The following is a 15,927-nucleotide window of genomic DNA, read 5'->3' on the forward strand; positions in this document are numbered from 1 at the left end:
TTCCTTATCGTGGAATTGGACAAACTAGCATAGATCAAGAACAATTCGAGTTGGCAGCGTTCGAGGAAGGCAGGAGGGTAGGGAAGGAATCCGTAGAAGTAGCCCTGCGAAGCAAGCATGCTTACGATACGGACAAACAAATTTTGTACTCGATGATTTCCTACGAGTTGTATATCGATAATAAACATGTGCGTACCGAATACGAGGACTTTCATTTGAGACTGTATCAAACGAATGAATTCGACAGCATCGTTAAGCAATGCGGACTCGTGATCGCTCATAAATATGCCGATTTAGATAAAAATAATGTTGATTTCCAGCAGGCAGAAGAGATCTATTACGAGCTTCATAAATAGCTTGACAGGGTGGCTTAATGCTACAGCAGAAATCGCTAGACTCATACTTATGATTCGACCTGCGAATTCAGCGTTTAACTCACTTGCAACCTCTAGCCCCTTCTTGTGTCCTTGAACGGCTTAAAAGGAAAAGCCATGCATAAATCCGCGAAGCTGCATGCATCAGCATAGACAACAACGAGAAAAGCGGGTTTATACATGGCTTATGATTAGAAAGAATATGTCGATCCTTATTTATCATCCAAATAACTGATTAGTAGGAAGATAGACTATCTGAATCGCAGCATGTTGAATCAGATTGATTCATTGTTGAGCAGACACTGGAATATGCGTAAAGCTAGCAAAATCGAACAAGCCCATATCGGTCAGCTTCAGTTCTGGAATAACCGGCAAGCAGAGGAATGACAAGGTGACAAAAGGATTGAACTCCTGAGAAGCGCCAATGTGTGCCAATGCATCATTGAGACGTTCCATACGATCAAGTACCTCCGTATATTCGCCCTTCGCCATCAATCCTGCTAGTGGAAGCTCGATCGAAGCGAGGACTTCGCCTTGGCTTACCACAACCAAGCCGCCCTCTATGTCACGCAGCGCCTGAACGGCTGTCAGCATATCCTGATCGTTGCTTCCGGCTACAACTAAGTTGTGCGAATCATGTGCTACGGTAGAGGCAATCGCTCCGGATTGTATGCCAAACCCCTTCACAATGCCTAGACCAACACAGCCAGTATGGTGATGTCGCTCGAACACGGCGATCTTCAATTGATCCTTCTTGGTGGAAGGGCAGAAGTACCCATTCGCTACGTCTACTTCCTCGATAAGATGTGTCGTGATTAGACTATTCGGATTAATGCCGATAATGTGGCAGCGTCGTTCTGTTTCACCCAGTTCAATTTGCAGATCATGCTCTGTAATCTCAGACAGATGGACGGTCTTCAATAAAGGGGCGGGGATATCAGCTGCTTGGATCTTCGGCCCTGTATACTGGCCATTCTCGCCGACTAAGCTTCCGCCTTTGTACACCTGAGCAATCGTCAGTTCCTGCAGGTCATCCAACAATAACAGATCTGCCTCGTACCCTGGGGCAATCGCACCTTTCGCATGCAAGCCGAAGCATTCAGCTGCATTCAGAGAAGCCATCTGAATCGCCTGCAGCGGGTCATGACCGTATCGAATAGCAAGGCGTGCATTATGATCAACGCTGCCCTCATGGAGCAGCTCATCCAAGTGCTTATCGTCGGTACAGAACACACAGCGGCGGGCATTGCTCGCTGTGACAGCCGGGATGAGCGCCTCAACATCCTTCGCAACCGATCCCTCTCGCAGCATGACATACATACCTCTGCGCAGTCTTGCCTTTGCTTCCTCAGCTGTCACACATTCATGGTCATTGCGAATGCCTACAGCTCGGTACACATTGATAGCTTCTTCATCTAATCCAGCACCATGGCCGTCGATCAGCTTGCCGTGCCGATGCGATGATAACAACTTATCCACCATATCCGCATCACCACGGCGTACAGAAGGGTAATCCATCACTTCCGCCAATCCTAGGACGCGTGGGTGCGTGTAGAAGGGTTCCAGACTGGCAGCATCCAGCTTCGCTCCGGCATGCTCGAATGGCGTACAAGGGACACACGATGGGAGCATGACAAAGACGTCCAGCGGCAGATTTTCAGAGGCATCGAGCATATATTGAATGCCATCCGCTCCCGCAACATTTGCAATCTCGTGGGGATCTGTAATGACCGTCGTAACTCCATGCGGAAGTACAACACGAGCGAATTCGGATGGCGTAACCATAGCAGATTCAATGTGAACGTGCGTATCGATGAAAGAGGGTGCAATATAGCGGCCTTTCGCATCGATGACGCGTTCTCCTTCATAGCTGCCGCCAATTCCTACGATAATGCCATCTACAATCGCGACATCACCTTCCATAATTTCTAGATTGAAGACGTCAACGATCTTTCCGTTCGTGATGACAAGATCAGCAGGCTTCATTCTGCCTGCTGCGGCAATTCGATTGTTCCAATGCTGCTTGCTCCAATTCATTCGAAATCACATTCCTTTTCTCGTTGTATGAATAGTGTAGGGATAAAGCACCCATATAAATACAAAAAAACTTTAGTTCTGATAACTAAAGTTTGACGGTAAGGAGCAAGAACAGCCTGTCCATGATAGATAGAGTTAGCGCTCAATCCGATTCCACACAGCAAGCATTCTTTTCCTCGTAGTCAAACTGTTTACGGCAGCTCGGTAGAGACGATTGGACCATATTTCCAAAGTTATACGAAGAAGTATACGTTTGTAATTCTCTACATTGTATAGGGCGCCATTATTCCCGTCAACCCGGGAGCCTGTTCCTAACAGATCAATTGTTCGAAATAAGAAGAAGAGAAAACAACAAGAATGAGAAGCAATATAGGTTAAAGTGGAAATGAGTGATGAAACCATAATTGTAAGGCCATATGGGCAAATGGGGAAGTAGTAGAACAGAGGGAGTGAGGATCCCTCTGTTCGTTAGTTGTGAATTCATACATTACCATCGTGATATTTCAATTCTAATCCTTCAAAGCATATAGCTGCTGTTGATTCACTGGCGACGTAATTACTGCTCCAGCATAGAAATTCAATAATGCCATCATATCTTGCGTACTTTGACTGGAATTACTGGATAGATTGTTAACCGGCTGTTGAGCTACGGACGACTCAGCATTACCAATGAATTCACCAAAAGTCTGTTTTGTTTCGCCTAACAATACCTTGCTACCGTCTGGTCTGACGAGATATTGCCTAATATAGCCATCTTCGCGGGTCGTTACGAGTTTTCCTTTTTTATTCTCTTTTTCATCTGATTCTTGCTTTTGAATTTCCTTCATTGTGTCCGCAAATAACGGTTCAGATTGTGGCTTGGATCGCTTCGCGGCAGGCGGGATTCGATAATAAGATTCAATACGCATTTATGTAACCCTCCATTATTTTGCATGTTATTAGTAATTTGCTTTCATGTTATCTATCGGAAAATAACTGCTTATCGCTTAATATTTTTGAAAAAAATAAGGAAAGCTATTTCTTGGATCTGAACAGCACATATAAAACAGGCAGCCTTATTTTATTATCGAATGGGATTCGACGAAGCCGCTCAATGATTTCTTCGGAACCATAGAATGGAAAGAGTTGTTTCAGAACTGGGTCGCTAGAGTGCGGAACGGATATTTCTTACAGACGGAGCCTGCATTCCAATATGATTGTCGGGGAAATATATAGGGATTAAAGGAAATGCGGTCATCGTATAGGAACATGATATCCACACAAAGTACCTCTATTCCATTTCAAAAGAGGTACCTTTGAGTGGCGTATATAATTTCCGGTCGAGCAGGGGAGAAGAATCAGATTCGAAATGGATCAAGAATTGATAACCTGAATCCCTTTGATAATATTCCATACAAAGTAGTACACGCTTATCACACCGCATACACAAAATGCGATAATCGCACCGATTCCCCATGCGACGCCAATGTCGCGTACACTAACCCCAATTAAGCCAAACAACATTACCGCAATAATGGCCGCGATACTTGGAATAAGGTGAGTCCATAGCGCACGTTTGGCATGACTTCTTGTTACTGTATCTCCAACAATCCAGGCTAAAACAGGGAATAAGATAGGCGCAAAAAGAACGCTCCAGTACGAAAATGCAGATATAACTTTGTTTTCTTTCATTTATGTTCACCTCTAGTAGTAATTGTTCTTGTCTTGTTCTGATACATAAATCATACAATAAGACCTTGGCTCTACCTATCGATCAAGCTTTCAATATCATTACGAATTTGTAAGCCTAGGCCAAGCTTCATCATTCGATTTGCCCCCTTGTTCATCTGTTGACTGCTTACATGCATGATTCCTATAATAATTTTAAGGAAATTCATTCCAATGGTAACATTAGCTCCGCTTATCAGCCGACTCGCTGCTAAGGAAATTATCGATAATGTGCAATTGGAGGAATTACAAGCTTGTCGATTGGCTAGATTTAATAAAGAAAGCAAATCATAAGCGATCAAGCTGCTAATGCACATGGACAGCAGCTTGATCGCTTTATGTCACGTACTACTTGAGTATCTTGTCAATAATCCCATATTCCAGCGCTTCTTCTGCTGTCATGAAGTAGTCGCGATCCATGTCTTTCTCAATTCGTTCGGGTGGCTGTCCAGTATGGTCAGCCATTAATTGCACAAGTCTCTCGCGCATCTTGAGAATGCGCTTGGCGCTGATGGCAATGTCGCTTGCCTGTCCTTGAGCGCCTCCATGGGGTTGGTGAATCATGATTTCACTATTGGGTAGTGCAAAGCGCTTGCCCTTGGCTCCAGCTAGCAACAGGATAGAGCCATAGGAGGCGGCTAAACCAGTACAGATGGTATGAACCTGCGGCTTAATGTACTGCATTGTGTCATAGATGCCAAATCCTGCAGTGACCGAGCCTCCTGGGCTATTGATGTACATATAAATGTCTTTGTCTGAATCCTCCGCTGCAAGAAGAAGGAGTTGTGCGACAACACTATTGGCCAGACTATCATTAATTTCAGAACCGACAAATACAATACGATCCTTCAATAATCGGGAATAGATGTCATAGGATCGTTCGCCGCGACTCGTTTGCTCAACAACATAAGGGATATAGTTGGACATGGTAATACCTCCTCTGAATTTCCACTCTGGAATATCTAGAAAACGAATGGATCGCAGCAGAAGATACGGTTCAGAGACAAAAGTTTTTTCCCAAGGCTGCGTAACGCAATGCATGCTTCGTTCGTTTACTGATAAGAAGATAAACCATAATTGACGCCATAAACGATTCATGTAATGCATGAAGAAGACCGATGAAGTGGAAGCGATAACGAGCGAATGAAGGAGTTGACTGTGAAGGATGACCAATCTAGATCAAATGCAGAGCGCCGAGCAACCTAATCTTGAGCAGTTGAACGACGTACTGAACAGATATTGCCTCTCTCTCACACATTCCAAATGGGATTCTGAGGATCTCGTACAGGATACGTGGGTCAAGATTCTAGCCCGTAACAAGGAGATGGAACACAACAATCCTGAAGCGCTGCTGCTGCGTACGGCCAAGAACGCTTGGATCGACCAAGTGCGCCGAAGACGTCGATTTGATCAAATTCTGGTGAAGCAGCAACTTCAATCTCAAGAACACAATGATCCTATACAAGAGAACAATACAATTGACATCGAAGCCGCCTTCCAATATATGATGACACACTTGTCTCCTCTGCAAAGGATCGTCCTCCTTATGCGCAGCGTACTCGGGTATTCTGTTGCTGACACTGCGAATAAGCTGAAGACAACGGAAGGGGCGGTGAAGGCTGCATATCATCGAGCACGGAAGGTCCTGCATGATGTGAAGGAAGAGGAATACATGGAAGAAGAGGCCCTGCCAGACGGTGCTGAGGCTCGAAGCCACATACGGGCACTCGCTATTGCATTTGTTAATGGAGAAGTCAACGAGGTATTGAGACTTGTGCAGGGAGAACAGGATCTCGTTCCTGTATTGAATATGTACTTAATGTCGAATCAGATGCGTTATAAACAGAAGCAGCGGGCGTATAAGCAGATGTTCCATCATTTCGAAGCCGTGCTAGCGGCATAAAATAAGACCGTAATGGGAGCAATTCGGCATGCTGTGTTTGTAAAATCTGTGCAGCGCTCAGCCCGCCTCATCCATATACGCCGTTATGGGGAATCGCCTTCAGCATGTGTCACCTGGTTGGTGCTGAAGGTGATTGTCCGTGTTCCTCTTCCATAAAATACTTCAATAATGATAACCAGACGCGATAATCGGGATTCGGACGTTTCCCTTTGCTCATTCTTTCTAATTGCTGTTCGTACCAACCAATTTCGAGCATGGCCGCATTTGAGTCTATCCATTTCACTCCTGTCGTAGACAATCCCAACATTAGGAAGTAGACTGACTATATAGTATTTCAGACATGTCTACATTTTTAACAATGAGAGGAAATATTGAAGATGACAGATGAACAATTACATCACATTTTATACAGTTTTCGCTTCCAAAAGTCTGAGATCACTTTCCTGAGGCATAATGAGAATCGGACATATAAAGTGAGCGACGCTGACGGCAGCTCTTATGTCCTGCGTATTCATCAGCCGTTTAAAGAAAGTATGACAGGCTTGCAACATACTTATGAAGGCTTGATGGGTGAACTGCTCATGCTGGAATCATTGGCGAAGGAGAGCAGCCTGCTGGTGCAGTCGCCGCTGCGCAATCGAGATGGGGAATTGATAACCGTCATCGAACATGAAGGGCAGCGATTGAACTGTTCGGTTCTAACATGGCTGGAAGGCAGGGATCTTCAGAAAGAAGACGTCCAGAAGCCAGAATTGGTCAGGCTGCTCGGTTCCCAAGTTGCTAAACTGCATGAATTTTACCGTCAGTATCGCAATTTCGCGTTAAGAATAGACCCGAGCAAGGGATTGCGTATAATGTAGGCTTAATTCGAACCATACATACAGGGTTGGAACTCGGTTTATTTGCGTCTTCTGATGTCGCGATCATCGAGAAGTGCATTCAACTTATCAACGATAAACTTGAGCAAATCGGAACCGATACGGATAGATGGGGACTTATTCACGGTGATTTAGGTTTTGGTAATATGATTATTTCTCCTGAAGGACAATTAAGCTTCATTGACTTCGGATTCTTCGGCCCAGGATACGATTGGACAGACATCGCGATGGGGGCAATGATGGTTCCTTCAGCACACCGAAATATATTCTTAGAGGGATATTACGGAACTGGGAACATAGATGCGGACGAGCTTGTTCTTATCGAAGGCATGATGCTGATTTCGATTATCGGATATTACGCGTTTCAAATGGGGAACGAGTCCGTACATAATTGGATGCGGGAGAAAATGCCGAAGCTTTGTGCTGATCATTGTGTGCCCTTCCTAGCAGGAAAGCGAATATTTTATCAGGTATAGGTTAGAAAGGCGTTAAACAACTAAATCTTGAAACAATGACAATAGCTAGATACCATAACTAAAAGCACCTCCATCCTAAGATAAATACGTGAAGATGGAGGTGCTTTTGTGTTTTTGTTGCATATCTACATCCAATTAGTCAGCCGGCACAAGAACAGCATCAGGCGTTAACATAATGTTGCTCTTTGGCTCTTCCATTTAGCCGATCGCAATTAAGTATTCTTCGACCAGCTTGTCCGATTCAACCGAATGGATCATTATATTTTTCTTAGAGGATTGATAAGATAGGGGAAGAACATTTATTCCGTAGACAATCGGTAGAATTAAGAGGAGGGGTTCCTATGCACGCGAAAAAAGTTCCTCGTTAAGCCCGTGGCCCGCCATTCATGAATCTGTATCCACTCATTCCAATTACACAGACCAAGGGAGAGATACGCAAATGACCATGAATGGACCTGTTGAAATTTCAAGACAAGAAAGGCTGGCAATTTGTTATGAGCTCGCCAACCGCTTGCAGGAGGTATACAATGAACAAATTATTGCAATCGGGGTGTATGGCTCCGTATCCCGAGGCACGGATGGCCCTTTTTCGGACATTGAGATGTTCTGTGTGCTGAAAGACGCGGACGAAGAGGTTGACTTCAGTTACGAATGGTCATCGGGGCCTTGGAAGGCCGAAGTGAATGTTCGAAGTGCGAGTGTGGTTCTAAACGATGCTGCCACAGTGGAAGGGGACTGGCCATTAACACACGGGCCGTTCTTCTCACCGCTAAGTCTGTACGATCCGGATGGATTTTTTTCTAATCTGAAGGAAGCGGCACAATCACCCTCAAGTGTTGATTTCTCGAATGCAATTAACGAAGTGCTCGTGGGAGAAATGTATGAGTTCATTGGAAAGCTCCGGAATGCGAGTCGAACCGGCACGCAAACGTATCTGCCATACTTAACTATGCAGTTTGCCCAATACGGCGCTATGTTGATTGGACTTCACAATCGAAAGCTGTACTCGACAGGAGCTAGGGTGCTTCCAGAATCATTAGAGCTTCCAGATCGCCCAGATGGGTATGATATGGTCACCAATATGGTCATGTCTGGTCAGTTGTCTGTACCGGATCGAATTATTGATGCATGCGAACAGTTCTGGAATGGACTCGTCGCATGGGCTGCAGAGCATGGTTACAAAATTCATTCGGAACGTATTCCATTCTAAAAAATCTTGGCGGCGTTAAATGGCGATTGATGACCTGATCATCAAATCACAATATTATTTGTACACAAGCTCTGCTCTAAGCTAGGGCTTTTTAGTTTTTCAAATGGTGGCGGCCAATGAACCGGTGGTTCGATCATAGAATGAAGATGATTCCTCCTGTTGTCGAAATTCATACTTGTTTTTCGAGTTTGTATCCAACTGTTCGTTTTCCCCGAATTGAAACTTGTCTTACCATATGAGATACTGTAGTCATCTGCATAAAAAGGAGGTGAATGCATTGCTGTTGGAACTCCAGGATCTGATGTCTTCTGATTTGATTCCGTATTTGATCTCGATCGGTCTAATATGCTCACTGACGTATGCTTACGTTGCACATCTGTATGTCGCAGTCGATCGCTTCTTAGTCCCTGCATACAGAGGTCGAGTCGCGATTGTTCCTCATCAGGAACGGATCGTCGGTCGGACAGAGATACATTACTGGCTAACCAGAAGTGTGAAGCGAAAAGAAGCGCCGGATGGAGATTCAGGAGACTGCCGTTCCTTGATTGGAATCATAACGTTACCCAATCAAGGAGGACTATTATGGAGCAGTTCAATGTATTCACCTACAAGCGAAAGTTCATTCTAATCGGGGCACTGGTGCTCCTAGTGCTGTTAAGCGGATGTGGGGTAAGCGGGCCTAATGCGACCGTTGATGCTAATACGCCAGGCTTTTTTAACCATTACATTGTGTATCCGTTTGTGTATCTGATTCAACATTTTGCGGCATTTTTTGGTGGAAGCTACGGACTGGCATTGATTTTGCTCACGCTGCTTGTACGATTAGCACTGATGCCGCTAATGATGAGACAGTATCGAAATCAGCAGAAGATGAAACAGAAGATGGACGTATTGCAGCCTGAGTTGAAGCTTCTTCAAGACGCATATAGGGATAAGAAGGATGCGGAATCAAAAGCAAAGATGCAGCAAGAGATGATGCAATTGTATCAGAAGCATCAGGTGAATCCGCTGGCAATGGGCTGCTTGCCGCTGCTTATCCAACTGCCTATCTTGTCGGGATTGTATTATGCCATAAAGTTCACACCGGAAGTAGCTGCACACTCGTTCTTATGGTTCCAGCTCGGACGACCGGACATTGTGCTCCCACTGCTCGTTGGGATCATCTACTTCTTTCAATATAAGGCTACACAAATCGGCATGGATCCGATGCAGAGTAAGCAGTTTGCATTTATGGGATACTTGTCTCCGATAATGATGACCGTGTTTTCTCTGACAACTCCTGCAGTCATACCGATGTATTGGTGTGTAGGTGGAGTATTCGTAATTCTGCAAACACTGCTTGCAAAGAAGTTGTATCGGACGAAGATAGAACCAGTCGCAACGGTTAATTAAAAAGCGTTATAACAAAGCAATCAAAGCTGTCCTGAATGAATTAGTGGGGCAGCTTTTTATCTACATAAAAATAGATAAGGAAATATTTAATCAAATGGAGGGAATAGGTATGTGCCTATCTAGCATATTTACGCAGGAGCAAATCGAAAATATCGTGAAGCGATTTGGAAATACATTTTATGAACAGATGCTGCGCTATCTCGATGATTATGCCGAGAAGTGGTCGTTGTCCTCCTTGCAGCTAATCCCATCCTTTTCTGCAAACGTAGTGTTCACTTGCTATTCGGAACAGGTTGGGCATGCGGTATTGAAAATAGGAGAACCATCGGAAACGATATGGACGGAAGTTTCAACGCTGCGTCTATATAATGGTCAGCGATTCTGTAAGGTGTATGGAGCAGATATCGATAACGGCATTATCCTTTTAGAACGTTTGCAGCCAGGTACTACCTTGCGGGACGAGCATTCGTTACAGCGAAGATTAGATGTGTTCTGTTCCTTATATTCGAATTTACATATCGCGGCTGTTGAGGCAGAAAAGTACCCAACCTATATCGGTTGGGTAGAACGGATAACAGATTACATGAGTCAGCGTCAAGATTGCCCTGAATTATCTAGACACATGCAAAGAGCAAGAAAAATATGCTTGTCCATAGCTTCAACGTATTCGCAAAATCTGCTGCTGCATGGTGATCTTCATCATGATAATATGCTGCTCGGCAGCGATGGGGAATACGTGATCATCGATCCGAAGGGTGTAATCGGCGATCCTGTATTCGATATTCCTCGATTTATATTAAATGAATTCGATGAAAGCATTACGAAGAATCAATATGAGAAAATAGAAGAAATCATAGGTGTTCTCACGAAGAAGCTTGCGATTCCGAATGATGTCATTAGGAAATGCCTGTATGTAGAAACGGCAATGGGAATGTGTTGGTGTGTAGAAGACGGTTCGACACCTGAGGAATATACTGCCCTTGTCCAAAAGGTAGCCTTAGCCGAGGCAATCATGAACGAGCAAGGTACTTGATAAGGCTGGTTGAGGCAGCTAACTAAATACTATAAGTTTGAATGGAGTCAGATTGGCTCCCATGCTATTACGCTAGGCAGGAGGGAAGATACGTGCAGTTTTTATTGTTTTATTAATACGAGCTTCTTCTTAACCAGTTAGAAGCTCGTATCGATCCTATGGCTATCGATACGAAATGATTATATTTCGGAGGTAGCAAATAGATGGAACATATTTGTTTTGAACTCGAAAACGTCGAAGTGACGTATTTAGATAAAGAGGTATTCAAGATCGACCGGTTAGCTGTACATCAGTTTGACCGGATTGGCATCGTTGGCAAGAACGGGGCAGGGAAGAGCACGCTTCTGAGGTTGCTTGCAGGTATTGTTCAACCCACGAGCGGGAACGTGAAGCGGCACGTCGAGTATGGCCTGTTTGAGCAAATGGAGGCGCCTGCAGATGCTGAAGCAGATCCAGCGTTACTAGGCAGATTGGCGGTTCCGAATCGTACTGAGGGTTTAAGCGGCGGGGAGCAGACAAGGCTGAAGCTTGCGCACATGCTGACTCATTATTACGAAGCATTGCTCATCGATGAGCCAACAACTCATTTAGATCAAGCGGGCATTGAATTCCTGCTCGATGAGCTTCGCTATTTCTACGGAGCGCTTATCCTGATCAGTCATAATCGAGCCCTTCTGGATGAACTCATCACGACGATTTGGGAAGTTCATGAAGGCAAGTTACATGTGTATTCGGGAAACTACAGCGATTACGTCGAGGCGAAGCGTCTGGAGCGCGAACAGCAGATGCAAGCACATGAGCAGTTCATCAAGGAGAAAACCCGCCTAGAAAAAGCTGCACAAGAGAAAATGAAGAAAGCCGAAAAGATTGCACAAGCAGGCAGTATGTCTAAGAAAGAGTCGAAGGCATTGGCAAACCGCATGTTCGAAACCAAATCGAAAGGCACCAGTCAAAAAGCAGTCCATCGTGCCGCCCGCGCTATTGAACATCGTATGGAAAAGCTTCAAGAAGTAGAGGCCGTGCAGGAAGAGAGACAGATCGTGTTCCGCCAAGCGAAAACAGTAGAATTGCACAATAAGTTTCCCATTATAGCAGATAGACTCACGCTCCAAATGGGTGACACTGTATTACTTAAAGAAGTAAATCTCCAGCTCCCTCTGGGGAAGAATATAGCGATTACAGGTGCAAATGGAAGCGGTAAAAGCTCTCTGTTAGCACATATAGCAAATGCGGGGGTAGGCTTAACCATTTCCCCAAAAGCGAAAATAGGCTGGTTCTGTCAAATGAGTTATCAATATACAAGCAATGAGTCCGTGCTGCAATTTGTCAAAAATCGTTCCGACTATGAGGAAGGTTTTTTGCGAGGTGTGCTGCATGCTATGCAGTTCGTAGGGACTGACATTCAGAAGAGTGTCCGATCCTTGAGCGGTGGGGAAGCGATTCGTCTTCAGCTGTGTCAGCTATTCCTAGGGGATTATAACATACTATTGTTGGACGAGCCGACCAATTTTTAGATATTCATGCTATAGAGGCATTAGAGCGGTTCATTGCCGCATATGAGGGAACGATCATCTTCGTGTCTCATGACAAGAAGTTCGTGGAGCATGCCGCAGATGTTCACTTCCATCTCTCGGATCGCAAATTGCATTTAAATGTAAACGTAGTTAAGTAATTAAAAAAGCCGCCAAGTTCGATTTGGCGGCTTATTGTTATCTTTTCAGTTGTGTGTCCTCAGTTGTGCGTTCTGCGTTCCTGCAAAGCACTGCGAGCACACAAAGCACGCAATGTTCATCAGGACAAGGCTTTCAGACCCGTAACCCCAATAATAATGGCGATGAGGCTCACAATCCGCGCTGGGCTTTTGCTTTCACCGAAGAAAATCATATTGAGAAGCACGGCTCCTGCAGTACCAATTCCGACCCATACTGCATAGCTGACACTAACCTGAAGATATAGGAATGAAGTATAGAGTAGGGCGAAGGAAGCTCCGAATCCACCTAAGAAGAGTACTCCATTTAGCAGCGTTTTATGCAGGGAATACTTCTTCAGCCCAACTACACCGATCATCTCACACATCGCCGCCAAGAAAACGAACAGCCATCCCATCGTTATGCAACTCCTTTCTGTTTATGATCCGTGGCAGCTTGATCTGCCAATTTAAGTCCGATAACGCCTGCAACAAGCACGATCATAAAACCAATTTTGCTTATGCTAAGACTCCCGCCGAAAAACAATACATCCATCAGTGCCGTACCGACTGTCCCTGCACCTGCGAAGATCGCATATACGGTACCGGTAGGAAGCTTCTCACAAGCCTTAGCCAAGAAATGAAAATCAACAGCAATGATTCCGAGAATAATGGCCCAATGCCACCACGATGAGGCCATATTAAAGCCGAATACCCACAGCAGCTCGAACAGGCAAGTGAGCATCACATACATCCATGAACGATTCATGTTAACACCTCTCTTAATATGAATGACATTCAGTCATTTTATAGACAAAAAGATAGGCCCTTAGACTACAGGACCTGAATCCCTAGTGCGTGACTGACGAAGGCGTATACTTCATCCGCTTGCGCTTGAATTTCTGATTCATCTGCTTGATCGAACAGATACACTTGCTCAGCTGCGGATTCAATAGCACCAATCACAATTCGCGCCGTTCTAGCGGTGTTCAGCGATTTTCGAATTGAGCCATTGGCTTGAGCCTTTTCCAATAGTTCAGAAACCCAATCATAGTAAGGTTTATAAATGGATTCCCATTCCTTTAAATGCTCACTGGAAGCCAATCCTGCATACAACAGCGCTAACTGCTCTCGACCATCATGATGAAGCTGGAATACGGTTGCAATAAATGATTTAATCTGTTCATGAATGGGGGCGTCCTGATCGACCGAGCTTTGCAGCGCCTCTATAATCTTCTGTACCATGACCTCTGCAATAGATGGCATGACAGCCAGCTTAGAAGGGAAGTAAAGATAAAATGTGCCCTGTGCAATCCCGGCACCCTTCACGATATCAGATACCTTCGTCTTTTCGATTCCTTTGCTGCACAATACTTCAATAGCCGCACGCACAATGCGTTCCTTTTTGTCTTCGATGAGTATGACCTCCTCACACGCAATCTCAAATGACTGACTATCATTCATTTTATAGGAGAAGACGAACGGTTGTCAAATGAACAAGTCTGCTTATACTATATACGCTAGTAACAATCATTTTCATGCAAATATCGGCAAAAAGGCATTATATATTCTTTAAAATTGAAGAAACCTATTTTACGCTTACTTTTAAGCTCGATAACGTTTATAATATATCGAGTACAAAGACTATAAGAAAAGGTGTCATGAATGAGCATATTAAACGTAGAACGACTCAGCCACGGCTTTGGAGACCGTGCGATCTTCAAGGACGTATCCTTCCGCCTGCTCAAGGGCGAGCACATTGGACTAATTGGCGCCAATGGAGAAGGCAAGTCCACTTTTATGAATATTATTACTGGCAAACTACAGCCGGATGAAGGCAAAGTTGAATGGTCCAAGCGCGTGCGCGTTGGCTACCTCGATCAGCATGCCGTACTTAGTAAAGGCTTGACAATTCGTGATGTATTGAGAAGCGCGTTCCAATATTTATTTGATATGGAACAAGAAATGAACGACATGTATGGCAAAATGGGTGACGTAACGCCAGAGGAACTGGAGAAGCTTCTAGAGGAAGTCGGTACGATTCAAGACACGCTTACGAATCAAGACTTCTACTTGATCGATGCGAAGGTCGAGGAGACTGCTCGAGGACTTGGCTTGGTTGATATTGGCCTGGACAAAGACGTACATGACTTGAGTGGCGGTCAGCGTACAAAGGTGCTGCTCGCAAAGCTATTGCTTGAGAAGCCAGACATCCTGCTCTTGGACGAGCCTACGAACTATTTGGATGAACAGCATATCGAATGGCTGAAGCGTTATCTGCTAGCGTACGAGAATGCGTTCATCCTTATCTCGCACGATATTCCGTTCTTGAATAGCGTTATTAACCTGATCTACCATATGGAGAACCAGGAGCTTAACCGCTACGTGGGCGACTACGACAAGTTCCAGGAAGTCTATGAAATGAAGAAGCAGCAGCTGGAATCTGCCTATAAGCGCCAACAGCAGGAAATTGCTGACCTGAAAGACTTCGTTGCACGCAACAAAGCGAGCGTCGCGACACGCAACATGGCGATGTCACGTCAGAAGAAGCTCGACAAGATGGAAGTGATTGAACTAGCGAAGGAGAAGCCGAAGCCGCAGTTCAGCTTCAAGGATTCCCGCGCTTCCAGCAAGCTTGTATTCGAAACGAAGGACTTGGTTATTGGTTACAATGAGCCATTGTCCCGTCCATTGAACCTCCGTATGGAGCGCGGCCAGAAGATTGCCTTCGTCGGCGCGAACGGTATCGGTAAGACGACATTGCTTCGCAGCATCTTGGGCGAAATCCCTGCAATCTCGGGCTCTGTAGAGAAGGGTGACAACCTGGACATCGGGACTTCGAACAGGAAGTCAAAGACGCGAATTACAATACATGTATCGAAGAGATCTGGAAAGAGTTCCCTTCCTTTACACAATTCGAAGTTCGTGCAGCACTGGCGAAATGCGGACTGACAACGAAGCATATCGAAAGTAAAATTGCGGTGCTAAGTGGTGGGGAAAAGGCGAAAGTTCGCTTGTGCAAGCTCATTAACGTGGAGACAAACTTGCTCGTACTCGATGAGCCGACGAACCACTTGGATGTCGATGCGAAGGAAGAGTTGAAGCGTGCCCTTAAAGCGTACAAAGGAAGCGTCCTGCTTATTTCCCACGAACCTGAATTCTATCGCGATATCGTGACAGAGACATGGAACTGTGAATCTTGGACGACAAAAGTGTTTTAATTGGATATG

14 protein-coding genes, 3 pseudogenes and 1 riboswitch are annotated in these 15,927 nt (G+C 44.9%); of the genes and pseudogenes, 10 read left to right on the plus strand and 7 right to left on the minus strand.

Annotated elements, in window-relative coordinates:
* Nucleotides 1-356: pseudogene (locus AZ66_RS31965) on the plus strand (class I SAM-dependent methyltransferase); the annotation flags it as partial.
* Nucleotides 357-659: 303 nt separating this feature from the next.
* Here the strand turns inward: AZ66_RS31965 and ade are convergent.
* The 4 genes from ade to clpP form a co-directional block, all read right to left on the minus strand.
* A complete protein-coding gene (ade, locus tag AZ66_RS18705; RefSeq protein WP_044356217.1) occupies nt 660-2,411 on the minus strand; it encodes an adenine deaminase in 1,752 nt (583 codons plus the stop codon).
* A 159-nt stretch (nt 2,412-2,570) separates the two neighbouring features.
* Nucleotides 2,571-2,672: riboswitch (purine riboswitch) on the minus strand.
* A 248-nt stretch (nt 2,673-2,920) separates the two neighbouring features.
* A complete protein-coding gene (locus AZ66_RS18710; protein ID WP_021262790.1) occupies nt 2,921-3,319 on the minus strand; it encodes a hypothetical protein in 399 nt (132 codons plus the stop codon).
* A gap of 445 nt (nt 3,320-3,764) precedes the next feature.
* On the minus strand, nt 3,765-4,082 hold the full coding sequence (locus AZ66_RS18715; protein ID WP_021262791.1) for a DUF4870 domain-containing protein: 318 nt from the start codon (nt 4,080-4,082) through the stop codon (nt 3,765-3,767).
* Nucleotides 4,083-4,466: 384 nt separating this feature from the next.
* Nucleotides 4,467-5,045, minus strand: coding sequence for an ATP-dependent Clp endopeptidase proteolytic subunit ClpP (gene clpP, locus AZ66_RS18720; RefSeq protein WP_021262793.1), 579 nt, complete (start codon nt 5,043-5,045; stop codon nt 4,467-4,469).
* A gap of 238 nt (nt 5,046-5,283) precedes the next feature.
* On the opposite strand from clpP, the gene AZ66_RS18725 reads away from it, so the two are divergent.
* The 8 genes and pseudogenes from AZ66_RS18725 to AZ66_RS18755 all read left to right on the plus strand — a co-directional run bounded on the left by AZ66_RS18725 (nt 5,284) and on the right by AZ66_RS18755 (nt 12,682).
* Complete coding sequence (locus AZ66_RS18725; protein ID WP_044356218.1) at nt 5,284-6,021, plus strand: RNA polymerase sigma factor; 738 nt, start codon at nt 5,284-5,286, stop codon at nt 6,019-6,021.
* A 377-nt stretch (nt 6,022-6,398) separates the two neighbouring features.
* Nucleotides 6,399-6,881, plus strand: coding sequence for a phosphotransferase enzyme family protein (locus AZ66_RS33380; protein WP_269433107.1), 483 nt, complete (start codon nt 6,399-6,401; stop codon nt 6,879-6,881).
* Nucleotides 6,882-6,907: 26 nt separating this feature from the next.
* Entirely contained in the window at nt 6,908-7,375 is a 468-nt protein-coding gene (locus tag AZ66_RS33385) for a phosphotransferase (protein WP_269433108.1), read from the plus strand.
* Nucleotides 7,376-7,814: 439 nt separating this feature from the next.
* On the plus strand, nt 7,815-8,585 hold the full coding sequence (locus tag AZ66_RS18735) for an ANT(4')-I family aminoglycoside nucleotidyltransferase (protein WP_044356219.1): 771 nt from the start codon (nt 7,815-7,817) through the stop codon (nt 8,583-8,585).
* Between the two features lie 277 nt (nt 8,586-8,862).
* Nucleotides 8,863-9,213 (plus strand): hypothetical protein, encoded by a 351-nt coding sequence (locus AZ66_RS18740; protein WP_021262797.1) that lies wholly within the window; start codon nt 8,863-8,865, stop codon nt 9,211-9,213.
* A complete protein-coding gene (gene yidC, locus AZ66_RS18745) occupies nt 9,168-9,977 on the plus strand; it encodes a membrane protein insertase YidC (RefSeq protein ID WP_044356220.1) in 810 nt (269 codons plus the stop codon). Before AZ66_RS18740 ends, yidC begins: the two co-directional genes overlap by 46 nt.
* 109 nt (nt 9,978-10,086) lie before the next feature.
* Nucleotides 10,087-11,010, plus strand: coding sequence for an aminoglycoside phosphotransferase family protein (locus tag AZ66_RS18750; RefSeq protein WP_231586947.1), 924 nt, complete (start codon nt 10,087-10,089; stop codon nt 11,008-11,010).
* A gap of 203 nt (nt 11,011-11,213) precedes the next feature.
* A pseudogene (locus AZ66_RS18755) lies at nt 11,214-12,682 on the plus strand (Msr family ABC-F type ribosomal protection protein).
* A gap of 119 nt (nt 12,683-12,801) precedes the next feature.
* On the opposite strand, the gene AZ66_RS18760 reads toward AZ66_RS18755, so the two are convergent.
* The 3 genes from AZ66_RS18760 to AZ66_RS18770 form a co-directional block, all read right to left on the minus strand.
* On the minus strand, nt 12,802-13,116 hold the full coding sequence (locus AZ66_RS18760) for a DMT family transporter (RefSeq protein ID WP_021262800.1): 315 nt from the start codon (nt 13,114-13,116) through the stop codon (nt 12,802-12,804).
* A gap of 2 nt (nt 13,117-13,118) precedes the next feature.
* Nucleotides 13,119-13,466, minus strand: coding sequence for a DMT family transporter (locus AZ66_RS18765; protein ID WP_044356222.1), 348 nt, complete (start codon nt 13,464-13,466; stop codon nt 13,119-13,121).
* Between the two features lie 65 nt (nt 13,467-13,531).
* Nucleotides 13,532-14,113 (minus strand): TetR family transcriptional regulator, encoded by a 582-nt coding sequence (locus AZ66_RS18770; RefSeq protein ID WP_044356223.1) that lies wholly within the window; start codon nt 14,111-14,113, stop codon nt 13,532-13,534.
* A gap of 249 nt (nt 14,114-14,362) precedes the next feature.
* Between AZ66_RS18770 and AZ66_RS18775 the strand changes: the two are divergent.
* Nucleotides 14,363-15,918: pseudogene (locus tag AZ66_RS18775) on the plus strand (ABC-F family ATP-binding cassette domain-containing protein).
* Nucleotides 15,919-15,927 lie beyond the last annotated feature (9 nt).

This window comes from Paenibacillus sp. E194 (assembly GCF_000935845.1).
Lineage (GTDB): Bacteria > Bacillota > Bacilli > Paenibacillales > Paenibacillaceae > Paenibacillus_B > Paenibacillus_B alvei_B.

Coding starts and splice junctions, on each gene's coding strand:
- ade (WP_044356217.1), bottom strand. CDS start 2,411: ATGAATTGGAGCAAGCAGCATTGGAACAATCGAATTGCCGCAGCAGGC.
- AZ66_RS18710 (WP_021262790.1), bottom strand. CDS start 3,319: ATGCGTATTGAATCTTATTATCGAATCCCGCCTGCCGCGAAGCGATCC.
- AZ66_RS18715 (WP_021262791.1), bottom strand. CDS start 4,082: ATGAAAGAAAACAAAGTTATATCTGCATTTTCGTACTGGAGCGTTCTT.
- clpP (WP_021262793.1), bottom strand. CDS start 5,045: ATGTCCAACTATATCCCTTATGTTGTTGAGCAAACGAGTCGCGGCGAA.
- AZ66_RS18725 (WP_044356218.1), top strand. CDS start 5,284: ATGACCAATCTAGATCAAATGCAGAGCGCCGAGCAACCTAATCTTGAG.
- AZ66_RS33380 (WP_269433107.1), top strand. CDS start 6,399: ATGACAGATGAACAATTACATCACATTTTATACAGTTTTCGCTTCCAA.
- AZ66_RS18735 (WP_044356219.1), top strand. CDS start 7,815: ATGACCATGAATGGACCTGTTGAAATTTCAAGACAAGAAAGGCTGGCA.
- yidC (WP_044356220.1), top strand. CDS start 9,168: ATGGAGCAGTTCAATGTATTCACCTACAAGCGAAAGTTCATTCTAATC.
- AZ66_RS18750 (WP_231586947.1), top strand. CDS start 10,087: ATGTGCCTATCTAGCATATTTACGCAGGAGCAAATCGAAAATATCGTG.
- AZ66_RS18760 (WP_021262800.1), bottom strand. CDS start 13,116: ATGGGATGGCTGTTCGTTTTCTTGGCGGCGATGTGTGAGATGATCGGT.
- AZ66_RS18765 (WP_044356222.1), bottom strand. CDS start 13,466: ATGAATCGTTCATGGATGTATGTGATGCTCACTTGCCTGTTCGAGCTG.